The organism is Natrialbaceae archaeon AArc-T1-2 (genome assembly GCF_030273315.1).
In the GTDB taxonomy this organism is placed as follows: Archaea; Halobacteriota; Halobacteria; order Halobacteriales; family Natrialbaceae; genus Tc-Br11-E2g1.
In genome coordinates, this window is record NZ_CP127174.1 from 2426691 (window position 1) to 2444894 (window position 18204).

Annotated in this window: 20 protein-coding genes; 13 read left to right on the top strand and 7 right to left on the bottom strand. The window is 66.1% G+C overall.

Annotated elements, in window-relative coordinates; translation table 11 throughout:
- Positions 1 to 81 precede the first annotated feature (81 nt).
- From QQ977_RS12490 to QQ977_RS12500, 3 genes are all read left to right on the top strand, one after another.
- Positions 82 to 711: a hypothetical protein gene (locus tag QQ977_RS12490; protein WP_285926105.1), complete on the top strand. Its 630-nt coding sequence runs from the start codon at positions 82 to 84 to the stop codon at positions 709 to 711.
- Between the two features lie 78 nt (positions 712 to 789).
- Positions 790 to 1008 (top strand): hypothetical protein, encoded by a 219-nt coding sequence (locus tag QQ977_RS12495; RefSeq protein ID WP_285926106.1) that lies wholly within the window; start codon positions 790 to 792, stop codon positions 1006 to 1008.
- Between the two features lie 47 nt (positions 1009 to 1055).
- Positions 1056 to 2156 carry a pyridoxal phosphate-dependent aminotransferase gene (locus tag QQ977_RS12500; RefSeq protein WP_285926107.1) on the top strand — a complete coding sequence of 367 codons (1101 nt, stop codon included), beginning with the start codon at positions 1056 to 1058 and terminating at the stop codon, positions 2154 to 2156.
- A 38-nt stretch (positions 2157 to 2194) separates the two neighbouring features.
- Here QQ977_RS12500 and QQ977_RS12505 read toward each other — a convergent pair whose 3' ends face one another.
- Positions 2195 to 2455 carry a hypothetical protein gene (locus QQ977_RS12505; RefSeq protein ID WP_285926108.1) on the bottom strand — a complete coding sequence of 87 codons (261 nt, stop codon included), beginning with the start codon at positions 2453 to 2455 and terminating at the stop codon, positions 2195 to 2197.
- Between the two features lie 216 nt (positions 2456 to 2671).
- Between QQ977_RS12505 and QQ977_RS12510 the strand changes: the two genes are divergently transcribed.
- Positions 2672 to 3910, top strand: coding sequence for an ArsA family ATPase (locus QQ977_RS12510; protein WP_285926109.1), 1239 nt, complete (start codon positions 2672 to 2674; stop codon positions 3908 to 3910).
- Positions 3911 to 3932: 22 nt separating this feature from the next.
- On the opposite strand, the gene hmgA is transcribed toward QQ977_RS12510, so the two are convergent.
- On the bottom strand, positions 3933 to 5165 hold the full coding sequence (gene hmgA / locus QQ977_RS12515; RefSeq protein ID WP_285926110.1) for a hydroxymethylglutaryl-CoA reductase (NADPH): 1233 nt from the start codon (positions 5163 to 5165) through the stop codon (positions 3933 to 3935).
- A 92-nt stretch (positions 5166 to 5257) separates the two neighbouring features.
- A complete protein-coding gene (locus QQ977_RS12520; RefSeq protein WP_285926111.1) occupies positions 5258 to 5686 on the bottom strand; it encodes a hypothetical protein in 429 nt (142 codons plus the stop codon).
- A gap of 362 nt (positions 5687 to 6048) precedes the next feature.
- Between QQ977_RS12520 and QQ977_RS12525 the strand changes: the two genes are divergently transcribed.
- The 3 genes from QQ977_RS12525 (at position 6049) to QQ977_RS12535 (ending at position 8078) form a co-directional block, all read left to right on the top strand.
- On the top strand, positions 6049 to 6207 hold the full coding sequence (locus tag QQ977_RS12525) for a hypothetical protein (protein WP_285926112.1): 159 nt from the start codon (positions 6049 to 6051) through the stop codon (positions 6205 to 6207).
- Positions 6208 to 6283: 76 nt separating this feature from the next.
- Positions 6284 to 7831: an amidohydrolase gene (locus QQ977_RS12530; RefSeq protein ID WP_285926113.1), complete on the top strand. Its 1548-nt coding sequence runs from the start codon at positions 6284 to 6286 to the stop codon at positions 7829 to 7831.
- A 121-nt stretch (positions 7832 to 7952) separates the two neighbouring features.
- The gene (locus tag QQ977_RS12535; RefSeq protein WP_285926114.1) at positions 7953 to 8078 is read left to right on the top strand and encodes a hypothetical protein; all 126 of its coding nucleotides are present in this window, start codon (positions 7953 to 7955) and stop codon (positions 8076 to 8078) included.
- Between the two features lie 20 nt (positions 8079 to 8098).
- Here the strand turns inward: QQ977_RS12535 and QQ977_RS12540 are convergent, their stop codons facing one another.
- Entirely contained in the window at positions 8099 to 8467 is a 369-nt protein-coding gene (locus tag QQ977_RS12540) for a rhodanese-like domain-containing protein (protein ID WP_285926115.1), read from the bottom strand.
- A 245-nt stretch (positions 8468 to 8712) separates the two neighbouring features.
- Between QQ977_RS12540 and nadA the strand changes: the two genes are divergently transcribed.
- Both nadA and QQ977_RS12550 read left to right on the top strand, forming a co-directional pair.
- The gene (nadA, locus tag QQ977_RS12545; protein WP_285928708.1) at positions 8713 to 9852 is read left to right on the top strand and encodes a quinolinate synthase NadA; all 1140 of its coding nucleotides are present in this window, start codon (positions 8713 to 8715) and stop codon (positions 9850 to 9852) included.
- Positions 9849 to 11354, top strand: a complete 1506-nt coding sequence (locus QQ977_RS12550; RefSeq protein WP_285926116.1) for an L-aspartate oxidase — start codon at positions 9849 to 9851, stop codon at positions 11352 to 11354. The genes nadA and QQ977_RS12550 overlap by 4 nt, the downstream gene beginning before the upstream one ends.
- Here the strand turns inward: QQ977_RS12550 and QQ977_RS12555 are convergent, their stop codons facing one another.
- Complete coding sequence (locus QQ977_RS12555; protein WP_285926117.1) at positions 11355 to 11576, bottom strand: hypothetical protein; 222 nt, start codon at positions 11574 to 11576, stop codon at positions 11355 to 11357.
- Positions 11577 to 11743: 167 nt separating this feature from the next.
- On the opposite strand from QQ977_RS12555, the gene nadC reads away from it, so the two are divergent.
- Genes nadC through QQ977_RS12570 form a run of 3 tightly spaced genes read left to right on the top strand, consistent with a single transcriptional unit; the run spans position 11744 to position 13748 of the window.
- Positions 11744 to 12550, top strand: a complete 807-nt coding sequence (gene nadC, locus QQ977_RS12560) for a carboxylating nicotinate-nucleotide diphosphorylase (protein WP_285926118.1) — start codon at positions 11744 to 11746, stop codon at positions 12548 to 12550.
- Positions 12551 to 12607: 57 nt separating this feature from the next.
- On the top strand, positions 12608 to 13030 hold the full coding sequence (locus tag QQ977_RS12565; RefSeq protein WP_285926119.1) for a hypothetical protein: 423 nt from the start codon (positions 12608 to 12610) through the stop codon (positions 13028 to 13030).
- 40 nt (positions 13031 to 13070) lie between these two features.
- Entirely contained in the window at positions 13071 to 13748 is a 678-nt protein-coding gene (locus QQ977_RS12570) for an RNA 2'-phosphotransferase (RefSeq protein ID WP_285926120.1), read from the top strand.
- 120 nt (positions 13749 to 13868) lie between these two features.
- Here the strand turns inward: QQ977_RS12570 and QQ977_RS12575 are convergent, their stop codons facing one another.
- Both QQ977_RS12575 and QQ977_RS12580 read right to left on the bottom strand, forming a co-directional pair.
- Positions 13869 to 14063 (bottom strand): cold-shock protein, encoded by a 195-nt coding sequence (locus QQ977_RS12575; RefSeq protein ID WP_285926121.1) that lies wholly within the window; start codon positions 14061 to 14063, stop codon positions 13869 to 13871.
- 188 nt (positions 14064 to 14251) lie between these two features.
- A complete protein-coding gene (locus QQ977_RS12580) occupies positions 14252 to 17608 on the bottom strand; it encodes a PAS domain S-box protein (RefSeq protein WP_285926122.1) in 3357 nt (1118 codons plus the stop codon).
- 236 nt (positions 17609 to 17844) lie between these two features.
- On the opposite strand from QQ977_RS12580, the gene QQ977_RS12585 reads away from it, so the two are divergent.
- A complete protein-coding gene (locus QQ977_RS12585; protein WP_285926123.1) occupies positions 17845 to 18198 on the top strand; it encodes a DUF7344 domain-containing protein in 354 nt (117 codons plus the stop codon).
- Positions 18199 to 18204: the final 6 nt, after the last annotated feature.

The window sequence follows — 18204 nt, forward strand, 5'->3', positions numbered from 1 at the left end:
GGGACTGCAACTCCGACGGTCGCGTTCGGGGTCGGGACCACCGCCGAGACGTTTACAGCCGTCGCCGGTGACGAAGCGAGCGTGAGACCATACTCCCAGCGATCCGGCGGGCTCCGACCTGACGGCGGACGCGCACGGTCACAGTCGGCCCCAACCGCGCTCGGCGTCGTCTTCCGTGACGGCGTCGTCCTCGCGGGGACGACCGGCCGCGTCCGAGGTGCGACCGTCACGGGAACCGATCGACCGATCGTCCAGATCCATCCGACCGCGGCGGTGACGCTCACCGCGTCCCTCGGTGACGCGCGGGCGTTCGCCGACCGGCTCCGGGAGATCGCCGATCGGTACGAACTCGAACACGACGCGCCCATCGGTCTCGAGGCACTCGCGACCCGCGCTGGCTCCCTGCGTCGGGACGACGACGGCAGCGGTCGCTTGCTGCTCGGCGGCGTCGACGACGAGCCCAGACTGTACGTTCTCGAGGCCGACGGCGGACTCCTCGCGGAAGCGGCGTTCACCGCCGTGGGAAGCGGCTCTCAGCTCGTCGTCGGCACGCTCGAGGACCGGTACGACGATCCCGACCGAGCCGACGCGACCGAGCTCGCGCGGTCGGCACTCGAGAGCGCGGTCTCTCGCGATACGGGCAGCGTAGGGCCAGCTACGCTGGCGACGGTCACCGCCGACGGGGTTTCGATGAACGACGTCGACCGCTAGGTCGCCGGCGACGTGGCCGCTCGCCCGACGACCGATCTGACAGAAGAGCTATATCCGATAGTATCGTCATAAACACGTATGGGAACCAACAACCCCGACACCGGAACACTCGCCTCCTCGCTTCACCGATCGATCCTCGGCGCGTTGCTCGCGATCGTCGGCATCGTGGGTCTCGGGATGGCACTCGAGTGGCTCCCCGACGACAACGTGGTGGCAGGCGTCGTCGGGCTGGCGATCGCCGTCGGTGCCGCCGTCTGGATCGCCTCGTTGTTCCTCGAGGGACTTCGCGAACGGTAAGTCCGGGTGACGAAAGACCCACTTGCCTGCCGTCCGCACTCGCGACCATGGAGTACGAGACGCCGCTTTTCTTCCACGTGATGACGTACGCGGCACGGGCGGACCGGGACGTGATCGACATGGTCAGCGGCAACCCCGACTGGGAGCCGCCCGAGGCGTTGCGCGAGGGGCTCCGGGAGTACGCCGACCTCGAGTCGGACCGGTTTCAGTATCCGCCGAGCGAGGGGCTCCGACGGCTGCGCGAGCAAATCGCGACTCGCCGCGGCGTCGACGACGATCAGGTGATCGTCACCAACGGGGCGGGCGAGGCGAACTACCTCGCGATGGCACGCGCCTTAGAGCGCGAGGCCGGCTCGGAGGTCCTGTTGACCGACCCCGTCTATCCCTACTACCCCGGGAAGACGACGATGCTGGGAGGCGAACAGCGGTTCGTCGCCGTCGACGACGACGGCCAGCTCGATCCGGCGGCGGTCCGGGCGGCCGCGAGCGAGGAGACGGCGGCGATCGTCGTCAACTCGCCGAACAACCCCACGGGGGCGGTCTATTCCGAAGCGACGATGCGAGAGCTGGTCGCCATCGCCGAAGCACACGACGCCGTCCTCGTAAGCGACGAGGTCTACGACCACTACGATCTCTCCGGACGGTTCACGAGTGCCCTCGAGTTCGACTCCGACCATCGGATCGTCACCAACGCTTTCTCGAAGTCGATGGCGATCACGGGCTTTCGGGTCGGCTACGGCGTTTTCCCGCCCGAACTCGTCGCCGACGCCCGGACTCGTCACATGCTGGTCAACGTCGCCGGCAGTCGCCCGGCCCAGTACGCGGTCGCCCGCGCGCTCGAGGACACCGATCCGGCGTACTACGAGGCGAACCGCGAACTGCTTTACGAACGCGTCGAGACGTTCACCGACGCGCTCGAGGCCGCCGGTGCCGAGTACACCCGTCCCGAGGGCTCGTTCTACGTCATGGCTCGCTTCGACGGGTTCCCGGGTACGCTCGAGAACGTCGAGCGACTGATCGACGAGGCGGGCGTCGCGGGGATGCCCGGCGAGGCGTTCGGTAGCGCCCGGGAGGCGTGGCTGCGGTTCGCACTCGTCACACCACGCGTCGAAGAGGCGGCCGATCGGCTGGCGACGTACTTCGAGTGACAGGCCGGTCCTCCCGTCGTCGAACCGCGTCGACCCAACTAGCGCAGCCGTCCCTGCCACGAACAGGACGTACAAGCGAACAGTCCCACGCCGTTTATCGTCTCACTCTCACAGGCCGGACAGACCGTCGTCCCGACCCGACCGTCCGGGCCGTCGGCCGACACCAACACGCCGCGGGCCCGCCCGGCGCGCACCGACCGTCCCCGCTCGTGGCCGCGGTACGGAAAGACTGCCTGCAGTGTCGGTTTCGCGTCCGGTTCGGCGTCCGCTGTCGTCGGAAGTTCGAGTTTGGGCGTCATGGTTGTGAGGGCGAACGAACCGCCACCTGGTCCGAGTCGTCCTGAGTAACGATAGTCATGCAGTTAACATTATCCATTAACGACGTTTAATACTGATATGTATCATTGAATGGGATATAATGTCGGCCGGCAGGGGATAACGGGACACGCTGACGAGACGCGTCGGCGGTGGCCGAGACCGACGAATACACGTGTGGTGACCCGGTACAGTGGCGTATGAGTGGACTCGACGTCGAACCGGCCGAGGGAGACGAGGAGGCAGGCGACAACACGATCGAGGTGACGCCGACGGAGTCCGTCGACGACGAGCGCGAGACGGTCGACGTCGAGGACGACGGCGGGTCGATCGACGGCCCCGAGTACGTCCTCTACGGCGGGAAAGGCGGCGTCGGAAAGACGACGATGGCCGCCGCGACCGCGCTCGACAGCGCCCGACGGGGCGTGCGCACGCTCGTGGTCTCGACCGACCCGGCTCACTCGCTGTCGGACGCGTTCGACACCGACGTCGGCACGAAACCGGAGCCCATCCACGAGACGTATCCGCTGTTCGGGGTCGAGATCGATCCCGACGCCGCCCTCGAGGAGGGGGCAGCGATCTTCGGCGGCGCGGACGAGTCGGGAGACGGGGGGTGGGACGGTGACGACGCGACCGCGGCGTGGGACGACGATACGGGAAACGCCGATCCGATGGGCGGTCCCGGCGCGGGCGGTCCGATGGGCGGACTCGGCGGTGACGGGCCGATGGGCGGACTCGGCGAGATGCTCGGCGAGGACTCCCCGATGGAGGCGATGTTCGGCGGCACCATGCCCGGTGCCGACGAGGCAGCGGCGATGCAGACGCTGCTCGAGTACTTAGACGACGACCGGTTCGACCGCGTGGTCGTCGATACGGCCCCGACGGGACACACCCTCCGACTGCTCCAGTTACCCGAGATCATGGACTCGATGGTCGGCCGAATCATGACGATGCGCCAGCGCATCGGGAGCATGCTCGAGGGCGTGAAGGGGATGTTCGGCGGGGAGACACCCGACGAGGGCGACGACCTCGAGGACTTGGAGGAGCTTCGCGATCGCATCGAGCGGCTCCGGGCCGCCCTGCGCGATCCGAACCGGACCGATTTTAGGATCGTTCTCGTCCCCGAGGAGATGAGCGTCTACGAGTCCGAACGCCTCGAATCCCAGCTCTCCGAGTTCGACATCCCGGTCGGAACCGTCGTCGTCAACCGCGTGATGGAGCCGCTCGCGGACGTCACCGACGACGTCGACGACGAGGCGTTTCTCAGCCCCGACCTCGACGAGTGTGAGTTCTGTCAACGTCGCTGGGACGTCCAGCAGGCCGCGCTCGCCGAGGCACAGGATCTCTTCCGGGGGGTCGAGGTCAAACGCGTCCCGCTGTTCGCCGACGAAGTCCGCGGCGAGGACCACCTCGAGGTCGTCGCGGCCTGTCTGCGCTGAGCCGCAGGCGACGGGTTACCGCTTACCGCCCGAGATCCTCGTGTGCGCTCGCGAGGTGTCGCGAGGAAAGCGCCGCGAGCAAGGAGAGTTCGCCGGCGAGTGCGCCGACGGCGATCACCTCCGCCAGCGCATCGGCGTTGCTGCCGGGTGGATCGCCGCCGCCTGCGAGGCCGATCGTCTCGAGCGCTTCCCGTTGTGTGGGCAGTTTCGTCCCGCCGCCGACGGTGCCGACCTCGAGCGAGGCGAGCGAGACGGAGGCGTAGAGATCGGTCGTCCCACCTTCGCCCTCGCGCGTGTCCATCGTCGTGATGGCGTTTGCCCCTTCGACGACCTGGGCCTCGTCCTGGCCGGTCGCGAGGAAGGCCGCGGCGACGACGTTCGCGGCGTGGGCGTTGAACCCGAGGCTGCCGGCTTTGGCGCTCCCGGTCAGGTTCTTGCGGGTGTTCGCCTCGACGATGCCCCCGGCGGTCGTGTGGAGTCGGTCCTCGAGCAACTCCCCGGGAATCACGACGTCGGCCGTTACCGACCGGCCCCGGCCCTCGACGGCGTTGATCGCGGCGGGTTTCTTGTCCGAACAGAGGTTGCCCGACAGCGCCACGAGGTCGGCGGGGGTCTCGGCCTCGACGAGGTCACAGGCCTCCCGGGTCGCGATGGTGGCCATGTTCATCCCCATCGCGTCTTTGGTGTCGTAGGCGAACCGGAGGTAGACGGAGTCGCCGACGACGTACGGCTCGACCCCGAGCAGTTCGCCGTGACTCGTCGTCGACTCGGCTGCCTCTCGCAACGGCTCGACGTTGTCGTCGACCCACTCGACAGTCGCGGCCGCCTCGGCGACGCCGTCGACCCGGAACACGGGCGCGCGGGTCATCCCCGTCTTGGTGACGCGGGCGGTCGCGCCGCCGGCCGCGCGGATAACGGAGAGGCCGCGGTTAACCGACGCGAGCAACGCCCCCTCGGTCGTCGCGAGCGGGAGGTAGTACGCGCCGTCTGCGGCGCTGCCGTCGATGCCGACCGGTCCCGCGACGCCCATCGGCACCTGCGCCGCGCCGATCATGTTCTCGATGTTCGGCTCGGCCCGTTTCGCTTCGAAGCTGTAGTCGGCGACGGTCTCGAGGGTGGCGTCGGTCTCGCGTTCGAGCACCAGTCGACGCGCCTCGGCGGCGACGTCGTGGTCGGCGTGGTCTTCGAGTTCGTGGATCCGGAGATCGCCGTCGGCGACACGGTCGGCGAGGTCTGCGGGATCGGTCGTGGTCATGCGTCAGTGGAGACAGCGGTCGGTCCTAAGGGTTGTTGATTTCGCCACCGGCTCGAACACGCGGTCGCACCACCGACGTCGGTCCCGACTCGTCACTCGGTGGCGTCGCTCCCGTCCGAGCGGTAGCCGACGGCGAGCTCGTAGGCGATCAGCCCCAGGAGCGACCCGCCACCGATCGCCAGGATCGACAGGTTCTGGAGCGTCTCGAGGTCCTCGAGCGGACTCGCTTCGATCCCCGTGACGAGCACGTCGCTTGCGAACAGGAGGGAAAAGGCCGCGGTCGCGATGGCGGCGAATCGGACGCGAGCCCGAGGCGACACCTCGTCGCCCTCGTCGGGATCGGTCACGGCGAGATACAGCTGGGGAACGACGACCGCCAGTCCGACGACGACGAGGAACGCGGGGAGGGGATGGTGTCCCATCGACACGTCGAGGTAGGTGTCGATCGCGGTCAGAACGACGATGGCGACCGCGAGGAGGACGAACGAGCCGGCGATGGCGCGATTTTCGCGAGAGACCATGTGGCCGTGCTCGAGTCGGAACGGTTTATATCGCCGGGGTTCCGTCGACGACGGGTCGGCTCGAGCGCGGGCGACGCAGTCGGCGGTGACAGCGTGATACGGACTGCTGTAACTATACACCCGGTCATGGTCCAGTCAACGGTTGCGTGGACTGAACGGCTGACTGAACCCGTATCGAGGCCATTCCCGGCAGCCGACTGTTGAACGAATCATGACCGGGTGTATATGTACTGGGGTAACCGCAAGACGAAGCGCGGGTGCCCCGGTACGGACGTACAGCAGTCAGTCTGAGACGCCGCCGAACCTACACGATCGATCGTCTCGAAAATACTTATGGAAACGCCGACATCATTTACTCGTGTATGAGTAATATTCCATCCATCCTGGTGACGTGTACGCGTATCGGTACGAAAGCACGGCGGACGATCGCACACTCCCCCGACTTTCCGGATCCCGACGCGGACTCGAGCGAGGACTCCCCGGCGGGGCGAGTGCCGCCCGGTGGCTACCTGACCGGGTGAACTGGCGAGGCGACGCCTCGTCGCTGTCCGCCACCCGATCCCCAACCGTTTTGCGCTTCGGCACCTCCCTCGAGGTATGACCGAGGCTGCCGATCTGATTCTGCGAAACGCGGAGGTGCACACGCTGGCCGACCCCGACGAGACTCACGAGGCGGTCGCGATCCGAGATGGCGAGATCGTCGCCGTCGACAGCGACTACGAGATCGATTTTCTCGAGGGCGTCGAGACCGACGTGATCGACTGCGAGAGAGGGGTCGTCCTGCCAGGGTTCGTCGACGCACACACGCACGTCGAGGCGCTGGGTCGCCAGCTGGTCCACGCCGACCTCTCGAGTGCGGAGGGACGCGAGGACGCGCTCGCCCGGCTCCGAGCGGCGGCCGACCCGGACCGCGAGTGGATCCTCGGCTTCGGCTACGACGAGAGCGAGTGGGACGACACAGCGTATCTCACCCGTGACGACCTCGATCGGGTCAGCGACGACCGACCCGTCGTCGCGATGCGGGTGGACCTCCACACCGCCTCGGTGAACGGCGTCGCCCTCGAGCGGCTCCGTGCGTCCCTGCCCGCGGACGACCTCGAGTACGAAGACGGCGAACCCACCGGCGTCGTCGTCGAGGCGGCCACCGAGGTCGTCCGGGAAGCGATCGCACCCGACGTCGAGGAGACGCACGAACTCGTCGCCGAAGCGCTCTCTCACGCGGCCGCACGCGGCGTCACCTGCGTCCACGACAAGGTCCGCGATTCGCACGCCCCGCGGGTCTACCGCGAGCTCGACGCCGCAGGCGACCTCGACGTCCGAGTCCGGATCGACTACTGGCGCGATCACCTCGAGAGCGCGATCGACGTCGGTCTCGCGACGAACGCGGGCAGCGGGTTCGTCCGGACGGGCGCGATCAAGACGTTCACCGACGGCTCGATCGGCGGCCGGACGGCGAAGCTCTCGGAGCCGTACGCGGACGTCCCGGAAACCGAGGGCCGCAACGACTGCGGTCAGTGGGTCCTCGCTCCCGACGAACTCGCCTCGCTCGTCGAGCGGGCCGACGACGCGGGCTATCAGCTGTCGATCCACGCCATCGGCGACGAGGCGATCGACGAGACCGTCCGTCTCCTCGAGGACGCCGACGATCCAGAAGCGATGCGCCACCGGATCGAACACGCCGAACTCGCGGGAGACGAGGCGATCGAACGCATGGCCGAGTCGGGCATCGTCGCCTCGATGCAGCCGAACTTCCACCGGTGGGCCGACGAGGGCGGACTCTACGACCGGCGGCTGGGAGCGAAGCGTCGGCGACGGTCGAACCGCTTTCGGACGATGCTCGAGGCGGGCGTTCCCCTCGCCTTCGGCTCCGACTGCATGCCACTGGATCCGTTGCTCGGCGTCCACCACGCGGTCAACGCTCCCGTCGAGGAGCAGCGACTGTCGGTGACGGAGGCGTTGCGGGCGTACACCCACGGGGCGGCCTACGCCGGCTTCGACGAGGACCGACTGGGGACGGTCGAACCGGGCAAGCGAGCCGACCTGGTCGTCCTCGAGGCCTCGCCGTGGGAGCAGCCGGAGCGGATCGAGGAGATCGACGTGGCGACGACGCTGATCGACGGCGACGTCGTCTACGACGGTCGGTGAGCGTCCGTTTTCCGGTGCGACTCCGACTCGCAGCCGTTGCCTAAAATAGCCTTATACAACTGCAACAGTTCGAGCTGAATAAGAGGTGCGCTTAACTCCCTTCGTCAGGTTCCGTTCGACGATGGCAATACACCAACACACAGAGCTGACGTTTCGCTGTCCCGACTGCGACGGTGCCGTCGTCTTCGAGTACGGCAGCTGGCAGTGTGAGGACTGCGGTCACGCACCGAGACACGGTGCCGACTAACGCCGGCTGACCGTCCCGGATCAGGGAGCCAGCTTCCCGAGTAACGACCGCAGTCGGTATCCCAGCGTCCCGTTCTCGTAGCCACGCCAGCGTCGCATTCCGCCGGCCAGCGTCGTCGCCTCGTACCCCTCCTCTTCGAGTACGTTCGTCGCTTTGCGTGCCGTGACGCCGGCCTTGCAGACGGTGACGACCGTCTTGTGCTCGGGGACCTTCTCGAGGTTCTGTCGTAGCGTCTCCTCGTCTCCGCTTTTCAGGTCGTCGTAGACCGGCACGTTGACGCTGCCGTCTATGTGTGCGCGCTGATACGTCTTCCGAGGCCGGATGTCGAGGACGACGTACTCGTCGCGCGATCGCCTCTCGTCTAGTTCCGCTGGAGTAATCTTGCTCATTAGGCCCAATTCCGTGACGAGTAGGCAAAGCGTTGTTGGTCCCGCCGACGTGTTTTCGAGACTGACGGTGACAGTCGTCGTCTTCGATCGTCCGCTTGAGGGGGTGTTTCTGTGTTCGTTCGGTGGAACACAACTCTATCGCTCCCAATACAGGCGATGGAGTGAACAGAGGCCACTGAATTGGAGAGTTGAAGATAAAATCTTTTCAATGACGATCGTTGATAGAGAGACGACTGGTGACCAGAATGGTCGAGATGGAAACGGCAGAGCTAGAGACCGACCTGAGTCTCTTCAAGTACGACAACCTCGAACAGTTGCCGTCGCAGTACCGCGACCTCGAGGAGACAGCACGGACCGAACGCATCGAGGCCGCACTCGCCGAACTCGGCGACGACGTGATCGTCCTGGGACACAACTACCAGCGACGGGAGATCGTCGAACACGCCGACTTCATCGGCGACTCCTACGAGCTGTCGAAACGGGCGTCCAACTCCGACGCCGAGTACGTGATCTTCTGTGGCGTGACGTTCATGGCCGAGTCGGCGGACATCATCACGGACGACGATCAGACGGTGATCCTGCCGTCGATGGAGGCCTCCTGTCCGATGGCCGGCATGGCCGAGGCGTTGCAGGTCGACGCCGCGTGGGCCGAGATCACGGAGGTCGTCCCCGAGTCGGAGCTGATCCCGATCACTTACATGAACTCGTATGCCGACCTGAAGGCGTTCTGTGCCGACCAGGGCGGGCTCGTCTGTACCTCCTCGAACGCCCACAAGGCATTCGAGTGGGCGTTCGAGCGGGCCGAGAAGGTGCTGTTCCTGCCGGACAAACACCTCGGCGAGAACACGGCCCACCGGCTGGGGATGGAAGACGCCGTCGCGACGTGGGACCCCTGGGACCCCGAGGGCAAAGACGTCGAAGAGGTCGCCGAAGCCGACGTCATCCTCTGGGACGGCTACTGCCAGGTCCACGAGCGGTTCAACGTCGAACACATCGAGCAACTGCGCGAAGAGCGACCCGACGCGAACGTCGTCGTCCACCCCGAGTGTCGCCGCGAGGTCGTCGAGGCCGCCGACGTCGTCGGTTCGACGAGCACGATCTGTGATACGATCGCCGAGGCCGACCCCGGCGAGACGTGGGCGATCGGCACCGAGATCCACCTGGCGAACCACCTCGAGCGCTGGCACCCCGAGGTCGAGGTCCTCCCGCTGTGTGGCGACGCCTGTATGGACTGCAATGCTATGCGCCAGATCGATCCCAACTACCTCGCGTGGGTCCTAGAAGAGCTCGTCGAAGGTCGGGAGCGAAACGTCATCGAGGTCGCGCCCGCCGAGAAAGAACTCGCAGGCGTCGCACTCGACCGCATGCTCGAGATCTACCAATGACCAGTACCGATCCCGAAACCACGGACGTGTTGGTCGTCGGCTCCGGCATCGCCGGCTGTGCCGCCGCACTGGCGGCTGCCCGCGAGGGAGCCGACGTACTCGTCCTGACGAAAGCGACCCGTCCCGAGGACGCGAGCACCGACTGGGCCCAGGGCGGCATCTCGACGACGCGTGGCGATCCCGAGGGTTTCAAAGAAGACATCCTCGCTGCAAGCGACGATACGGCCGAGGAGGACGCGATCGACGTTTTGCTCGCCGAGGCCGACGACGCCATCGAGGACGTGTTGCTCGAGACCCTCGAGATTCCGTTCGACGAGACCGAGGACGGTGACGACTTCGACTACACCCGTGAGGCTGGCCACTCGATGCGGCGCATCCTCCACGTCGACGCCGAGACCGGGACACACATCCTGCGACCCTTCCTCGCCTCCCTCGACGATCACGACCGTATCGAGATTCGCCAGGACACCGCCGCCCTCGAACTCGTCACCGACGAGGGGCGGGTTCACGGGGTGTTGAGCGACGAGAAGCCTACGGGCCATCCGATCTACGCCGGCACGACGATTCTCGCGACGGGCGGGGTCGGCGCACTGTATCCGCGCTCGACGAATCCCGACGACGCGACCGGCGACGGGATCGCCATGGCCGCCCTGGCGGGAGCCGACGTCAGAGACCTCGAGTACGTCCAGTTTCACCCCACTGCCTACGACGGCGAGGATCCGTTCTTGCTCTCGGAGGCCATTCGCGGTGAGGGGGCGGTCCTTCGCAACGGCGACGGCGAGCGGTTCATGCCCGAGTACCACCCCGACGCCGACCTCGCGCCGCGTGATGTCGTTTCCCGCGCGGTCGCACGCGAACGCGAGGCCACCGGCGAGGTCGTCCTCGACGTGAGCCCACTCGAGGACGGCTTCGCGGCCGAGTTCCCGACGATCGCCGAGACCTGTCGCGACCGCGGCATCGAGGGCGAACAGATTCCCGTCGCACCCTGCGAGCACTTCCTCTGTGGCGGGATCGACGTCGACGAGTACGGTCGGACCACGCTTGACCGGCTCTACGCCGTCGGCGAGTGTTCCCGTACAGGCGTCCACGGCGCGAACCGGCTCGCGAGTACGAGTCTGCTCGAGGGGCTGGTCTGGGGGCTTCGGGCCGGCGAAGATGCAGTCGGTCGTGAGTCCGAGGTCGTCGACGCGCCCGACCTACGAAACAGCGACCCCGCCCTTCCGGAGCGGTTCGCCGCGGAGAAGTTCACCCGTCTCCGGAAAACGATGGACGAATATCTCGGCTTAGAGCGCGATCCGGACAGAGTCTCCCGCGCCGGCGCGGTGTTGCGACGGCTCAAAGGCGAGGTCGACGCCTACGTCCGAACCCGGACCTCCCGCGAACTGTACGAGCTCCGTCACGCGACCGTGACCGCGCTGTTGATCACGCGGGCGGCAGCCGAGAACACGGAGTCGGCCGGTTGTCACCGCGTGAGCGAGGACACAGGCGCGACGGCTGACTGATCAGCCGTCCTCGAGCAAGCCCAGTTCCTCGGCCACCAGGTCCGCGATCCGGTCGGCGACGTCCGGATCGACCCGTGCGATCGCTTCCCCGTCGTGTAACTGCGCGTTGTGTCGCTCGAGGCTGTCCGCGACGTCGGCAAGCGGGATCCGCGAGGTCGTCTCGCACTCGGGACAGACGATCGGCACCCGCGGTTCGGTTCCGGACTCGTTCGACGAGGTCATCTTCCTGGAGTCTCGTTGCGACCGTTAAAACTCACGTGGTTCGTCCACGATGAGGCCGCGTCGTCGGTGTGACGGGTCCACCCGTCACGGTCACGGGACGGTGTGAGGCCTCGAGCGAGGAGAAGACGACAACTGTTATCGTCACGGCGGCACCTGTCGGCTAGTAGATGCTCACCGACACCCAGATCGAGCGCTGGCTCCGCGAGGACGTCGGTCACCACGACGTGACGAACGACGTGCCCGGAGAGACGACCGGCCGGCTCGTCGCGAAAGAGGGAGGCGTCGTCGCCGGCCTCGAAGCCGCCGTCGCCGTTTTCGAATACCTCGGCGTCACGACCGACGACTCGCTGACGGACGGCACTCGAATCGAGGCGGGCGACGAACTGCTTCGCGTGACTGGGCCAGCCCGCGCCGTACTCCGTGGCGAGCGCGTCGCTGTCAACCTCGTCGGGCACGCCTCCGGCGTCGCCTCCCGCACCCGCCGGGCGGTCGACGCCGCCAACGAGGACGTCCGCATCGCCGCCACCCGGAAAACGACGCCCGGCCTGCGCGGCCTCGAGAAACGCGCCGTCGTCGCCGGCGGCGGCGACACCCACCGGCTCGATCTCTCGCACATGGTCATGGTGAAGGACAACCACGTCGCCGAGCTCGGCCTCGAGGAGGCCGTCTCCCACTTCCGCAAACGGGTCTCGTTCGCGACGAAAATCGAGGTCGAGGTCGAGACCGTCGGCGACGCCCCGCGTGCGGCCGAGGCGGGTGCCGACGTCGTCTTGCTCGATAACATGTCTCCCGAGGACGTACGGGAGGCCGTCGACGCACTCGAGGCCTACGACGGTGTGCTCGCGGAGGCAAGCGGCGGCATCACCGTAGCGGACGTGCCGGCCTACGCCGCGACGGGCGTCGACGTGATCTCGATGGGATCGCTGACTCACTCCGCGCCGAGCCTGGACTGCTCTTTCTATACTGATATGTAGAAGCAACCAATAATACTTTTCAATAGATTTAATAGTATATGGGAAAAATAATAGTCAGTGAGTGGAGAAATAACGGAAGCGGACGTCCAGAGGGTGAACTGGGTCGCGATAACATTCGCAGCGATGGGCGGGATCGGACACGGGTACGTCGCTCACCTGATAGTCGAGAACGCCGTTCTCACGGTGCTCGTCGCTGTGGCCGTCGGAGTCGGGCTGTATCTCTTTGTTCCCTACGCGCTGTGGATGGCCTCGTTGCCGGACCAAGCCCCGGCGGAGCTAGTACCGCAACCGGGCGTTTTACACCGGGGCGCTACCGGCCTCTCTCTGCTCGTGGCATCGATCGTGGTACTCTCGGCTGGAATGGTCGTCGAGTCGACCGCGGTCCCGATCCTGTTCGGAGTCGTCTGCGGCGCCGTCTTGCTGTTCGTGCTGTCGTATGCACTAGACAGGCCGGCCGACGTGGCCGACGCTGCCACCTGACGGCACTCGAGTTTTCACCTCCGACCGCGAACGGGCGACCGTGACCGAACCGATCTACGCGTGCGAGGACCACGGCTTCTACGAGGGCACGGACTGTCCCATCTGTGGCTCGAGCGGGACGTCTCTCCTGTCGGGCGGTCGCCGCCGCACCCTCTCGAAGTACCTAAGCGGCGCGCTCCGGCACTACCCCGACAATGCCGGCCTCGAACTCGACGGCCGCGGGTGGACCGACGACGACGATCTCGTGGCGGCTGCCTGCAGGCGGTACGCGTGGGTGCGTCCGGAACACGTCGAGGCCGTGATCGCGACCGACCCGAAAGGGCGATTCGAGTGGACGGGTGCCGACGACGGCGGCACCGAGCGAGTCCGAGCCGCCTACGGTCACTCCGTCGACGTCGACCTCGAGCCGACCGACGCGCCGGTTCCGGACGACCTCTACCACGGGACCGCATCGGACAACCTCGAGTCGATCCTCGAAGAGGGGCTCCGCCCGATGGCTCGCCAGCGGGTCCACCTCTCGCACAGCCCCGCGTCCGCACGGCGGGTCGGCCGTCGGCATACGGACGACCCCGTCCTGCTCGTGGTCGACGCCGCGGCGATGCTCGCGGACGGACGCCGGATCGCGAAACGAGGCCGGGAGACGTACACGACCGAGTGGGTGCCGCCTGCGTATCTCGCGGTCGCCGACGAACGATCGGAGACCGATCCCGATCCGTAGCGGTAACGCTGTCGGAGCCGACGCGAGGGTCACGCGTCGGTCAGTCGTGACGTAGCAGCCGCTCGAGCGTCGAGTTACGCAAAAAACCGAGTAGTTGTATCGGAACCCGTAAACGCCGCCTTACAGGCGGGTGACGTTGGTCGCCCGGGGGCCCTTGGGGGCCTGCTCGATGCTGAATTCGACGTCTGTCCCTTCTTCGAGGTCCGGACCGCCAACGTCTTCCATGTGGAAGAATACGTCGTCGTCCGCGTCGTCCGTCGAAATGAAACCGTAGCCGCCAGTGTCGTTGAAGAAATCAACGTTGCCTTCTGCCATTGCCTCTGAACACAGAGGCGGTGTACAGATAAGTGTTCCGTGAGAATCAGGCACGTGATTTGTCTCTTCGAAGATACGCTGTGGACGGTTCGTGCCGCGAGAACAGCCACGGAACGCTCCAGCCCTCGAATGGAACGTAATCTGTCCCACCGCCGGTCCGGGCGAGAGCCACGTGACGCCGAGGCGGTTTATGTGGTTCGTGGCTCCTCGAGCGTCGCCGTCGAAAACAACGAGTCGAACACCTTCTGCTCTGCCTTGCGGAGGTGCTGGTGGAAGGTCGACGGCGCGACGCCCAGCGATTCGGCGACCTCCTCGCCGGACGTCTCGCGGGGCCACTCGAAGAACCCCGCGTGGTAGGCGACGTCCAGGGTTGTTCGCTGTCGGTCGGTGAGGCCCGATGCGAGACGTCGCGTGGCGTGCTGGGAAGCGTCTCGAGGCCGGCTGATCTGCTGACGACGGAGCATCTCGGCCTGCGGGTACGTCGTTTCGACGGCGTCGATGATCCGGCGAACGTCGGCACTCGGCGCGAGGTGGATCGTCATCTGGTAGTCGCCGTCCTCGAAGACGGCTCGTTCGATGTAGCCGCCGAGTGACGCGACGAGCGAGAGCACCGGTGGGTCCGTCAGGCGGAGTTCGAAACTGGCGGGATCGCCCTCCGAGCGGACGGTAACCGTAACCGACTCCCAGTGAGAACGCGTCTCGACGAGGCCGTCGAGGGTGTCGACCGCGTCCGGCGTCGCAGTTCCGTAGACGAGAAACTCGTCGTCGCCGACCGGGACCGCGTGTTCGATCGTAATACGGCCGTCCGTTTCGCCCGGAACGCCGAACGCCTCGAAGATGTCCTGGATCCGGAACTTGAGTTCGACGAGTTCGTCGCTCATCAGCGCACGCTTGCGCTCGGCTGCGGCGATGGCGTGACCGACGACCTGGCCGAGCTGGCCGATGAGTTCGCCTTCTCGCCCTTCGAACGCGCGTAGCCGTTCGGCGTAGACGTTCAGCGTTCCGTAGAGAGCGCCGTCGTGGCTGATCGGGATCGCCGCGGACGACCGAAACCCGTACGGCTCGATGTGATCTCGCCAGGGATCGTGCCTGGACTCGGCGTCGACGTCGTGTGTCGTCTGCATCTCGCCCGTCCGGAACGCCCTGCCGGTCGGTCCCTTGCTCCGTTCGTCGTCGGGATCGACCGAGATCGTTATTCCGTCGAGATACCCTTCGACGCCGGCTTCGGTCCGCAGGTTTACCGTCTGTGTCGCGGCGTCGACGTCGCCGATCCAGGCGAACAGGTACGAGTCGGACTCGGCGAGGTGCGTACAGACCGTCTCTTCGATCTCTTCGCGTGTCGACTGGCCGATGACGGCGTCCGTGATCTCGCTGACGACCTGGTTGAGGCTGTCCAGTGCGGCGAGTTGTTCGCGCTGGTGTTCGAGCTTGCGCTCGCGCTCGATTCGGTCGGTGACGTCCTCGATGACCCCCTCGACCGAGACGAGTTCTCCCGCCTCGAAGACGCCGCGACCGTAGTCTCTCACCCACCGGCGTTCGCCGTCGGCAGTCTCGATACGGTAGGTTTCGGAGAACGTCGATCCGCAATCTCCCCTCTGCTGGACAGCCTTCCACAGCGTTTCGCGGTCTCGTTGCAGCATCACGTCTTCACCCCACTCTACGTCGCCGCGCTCGAGCGTCTCGGGGTCGTAGCCAGTCAGCTCGTTGCAGGCGTCGCTGACGAACTCCATGGGCCAGCCGCGCTCGTTCCGACACCGATAGACCATCCCCGGGACGTTGTCGATCAACGACGACAGCCGCCGTTCACGCTCTTTTCGATCGGAGACGTCACGGAAGTACACCGAGAGCCCGCTTTCGGACGGATACGCCGTGACCTCGAGCCAGGCACCGGCTGCGTCGGAGTAGGCCTCGAATACGACCGACTCCTGGGTTCTCATCGCTCGCTCGTAGTGGTCCTCGAACGACCGGTCGAAGACCTCCCAGACGGCCGTCCCGAGCAGTTCCGCTCTCGTCTCTCCGAGGATCGCTACGGCGCGATCGTTGAGGTACGTGAACTGCCAGTCCTCGTCCAGCCCGTAGACGGCGTCGTCGATGCGGTCGAACACCTCCTCGAGTTCGGCCCGTAACTCGTCGCGCTGGCGCTCGAGTCGCCGTTGCGTTCGCGTGAGCGCGGTCACGTCTTTGCCGGCGACCACGACCCGTTCGACGTCCCCGTCGTCGTCGAAAAGCGGTGCAACGGTGAGCGAAACCCACCGACGGTCCCCGTCCGGTCCGTCGTGTTGAACGAGCCAGTCCGAAACCGTCTCCCCGGTCTCGATTACGTGTGGAACCGGGTGCTCCGACACGGGGATCGGCGTTCCGTCGGGGTCGTAGATGTCGAAGTCCTCGACGCCGAACTCGGAGACCGCTGACTCGTCGATTCCGAGTTGCTGTCTCGTCCGAGAGCTGATTCGCTCGACCGAGCCGTCGGGCCGGAAGACGGCGAGTCTGGCCGGGACGGTCTCTAAGAGCCGTTCCGTGAGATCGCGCTCGCGGCGGAGTTGACGTTCCCGTTGCTGGCGCTCGGTCGTGTCGCGGGTGATCGTCGCGTAGCCCCGAAGGTTCCCGGCTTCGTCGTGGATAGCCGTGATCGTGACGTCCGCCCAAAACCGCGACCCGTCCTCCCGAACGCGCCAGCCTTCCTCCTGTATCGAGCCGTGCTCGGCGGCGGCGTCTAAGTTCCGTTCGGGGACGCCGGCTTCGCGATCGTCGTCGGTGTAAAACGTCGACACGTGCTCGCCGCAGACGTCGTCGGACTCGTAGCCGTTGATCCGTTCGGCACCGGGGCTCCAGGTCTGGACGTGTCCCTCGGAATCGAGGGTGAAGATCGCGTACTCCTCGAGTGTGCCGACCAGCGAGGTGAACGTCTCGCGGTGTTTCTCGCGAGTCCGATCCGATCGTTTCCGGTCGGTGACGTCGTAGTAGAGTTCGATCCGACCACCCGCGTACTCGCCCGAGTCGATAGGCTTGCTCCGATATTCGAGCCAGCGTTCCTCGCGCTCGTCGCCGGCTGTCACGTGACACTCGAATCGTTCGGTGTACGTGTTGTCGTCGTACGTCGCCAGGACCGTCTCCGTAAACGCCGTCGGTGATTCGAAGACCGTAGCGATGTGCTCGTCGACGAGGCGGCGTTTGTCCCTGCCGAGGACCTGTTCGCGGTCGAGTCCGAAGTACCGTTCCGTCGCAGCGTTGGTCCAGGCGACGTCGAGCTGTTCGTCGAGGACGAAGATACCGACGTCGACGTCGTCGAGAACGTCGTCGACGAGCGACGCCGCGTCCGTCGAGCGGCCCGCAGACTCGGACGGTCGCCACCAGATGCGGGCGTTTGCGCCGACTTTCTTGGTTTCGAGTCGGTTCCGCTCGGCGAGTCGCTCCAGCCGATCGTACGTACTCCGTCGGCCGAGCTCGAGTCGGTCGGCCACCTCGGGAGTCGTCCGTGGCTCTCCGGAACCGTCGAAGACGGCGAGGGTTTCCTCGAGCGCGGCGGTCAACGATCCCGATTCCATTATCACGTGTATCGGATCCCGCGTCATCAACCTTCCGTCGACGGAGCCTTCGAGACGACCCGGGTACCGGTGTGACCGAGCGGCCGATTCACGACCGCCGGCATGACGTCTCATCGAACGGCATGGTCTCGACCGTTCCGCCGGGGCGAACCTAAACACTTCTAGTGAACCCTTAGTCGTGACGGGGTCCTGCTAGTTCGTACGCACCGGCCGCTCTTGGCCTGGATCGAAAATCTATGCTCCATCGATCGAACAATGGATCGGACGAACGCGCCGATGCGGTCGAACTGACGACGGACGAGTATCACGAACTGCTCGTGTCGAAACGGCGCCGACTGACGATCGACGTCCTCGGCGGAAACACCAGCTCGGTCGCTCTCGACGAGCTGGCGGCGGGGATCGTCGCACGAGAGGAGGGCATCGACGCTGCCAACGAAGACGCTGTCGAACGCGTGGCGATCGACCTCCACCACGTCCACCTTCCCAAGATGGACGAGTTGGGCCTGCTCGAGTACGACCCGGATTCGTGTCGGGTCGATCCCTCCGGCGTATCGATCGACGCCGGCTACGCGGATCGCGTCGGCCGCTAAGGCCCG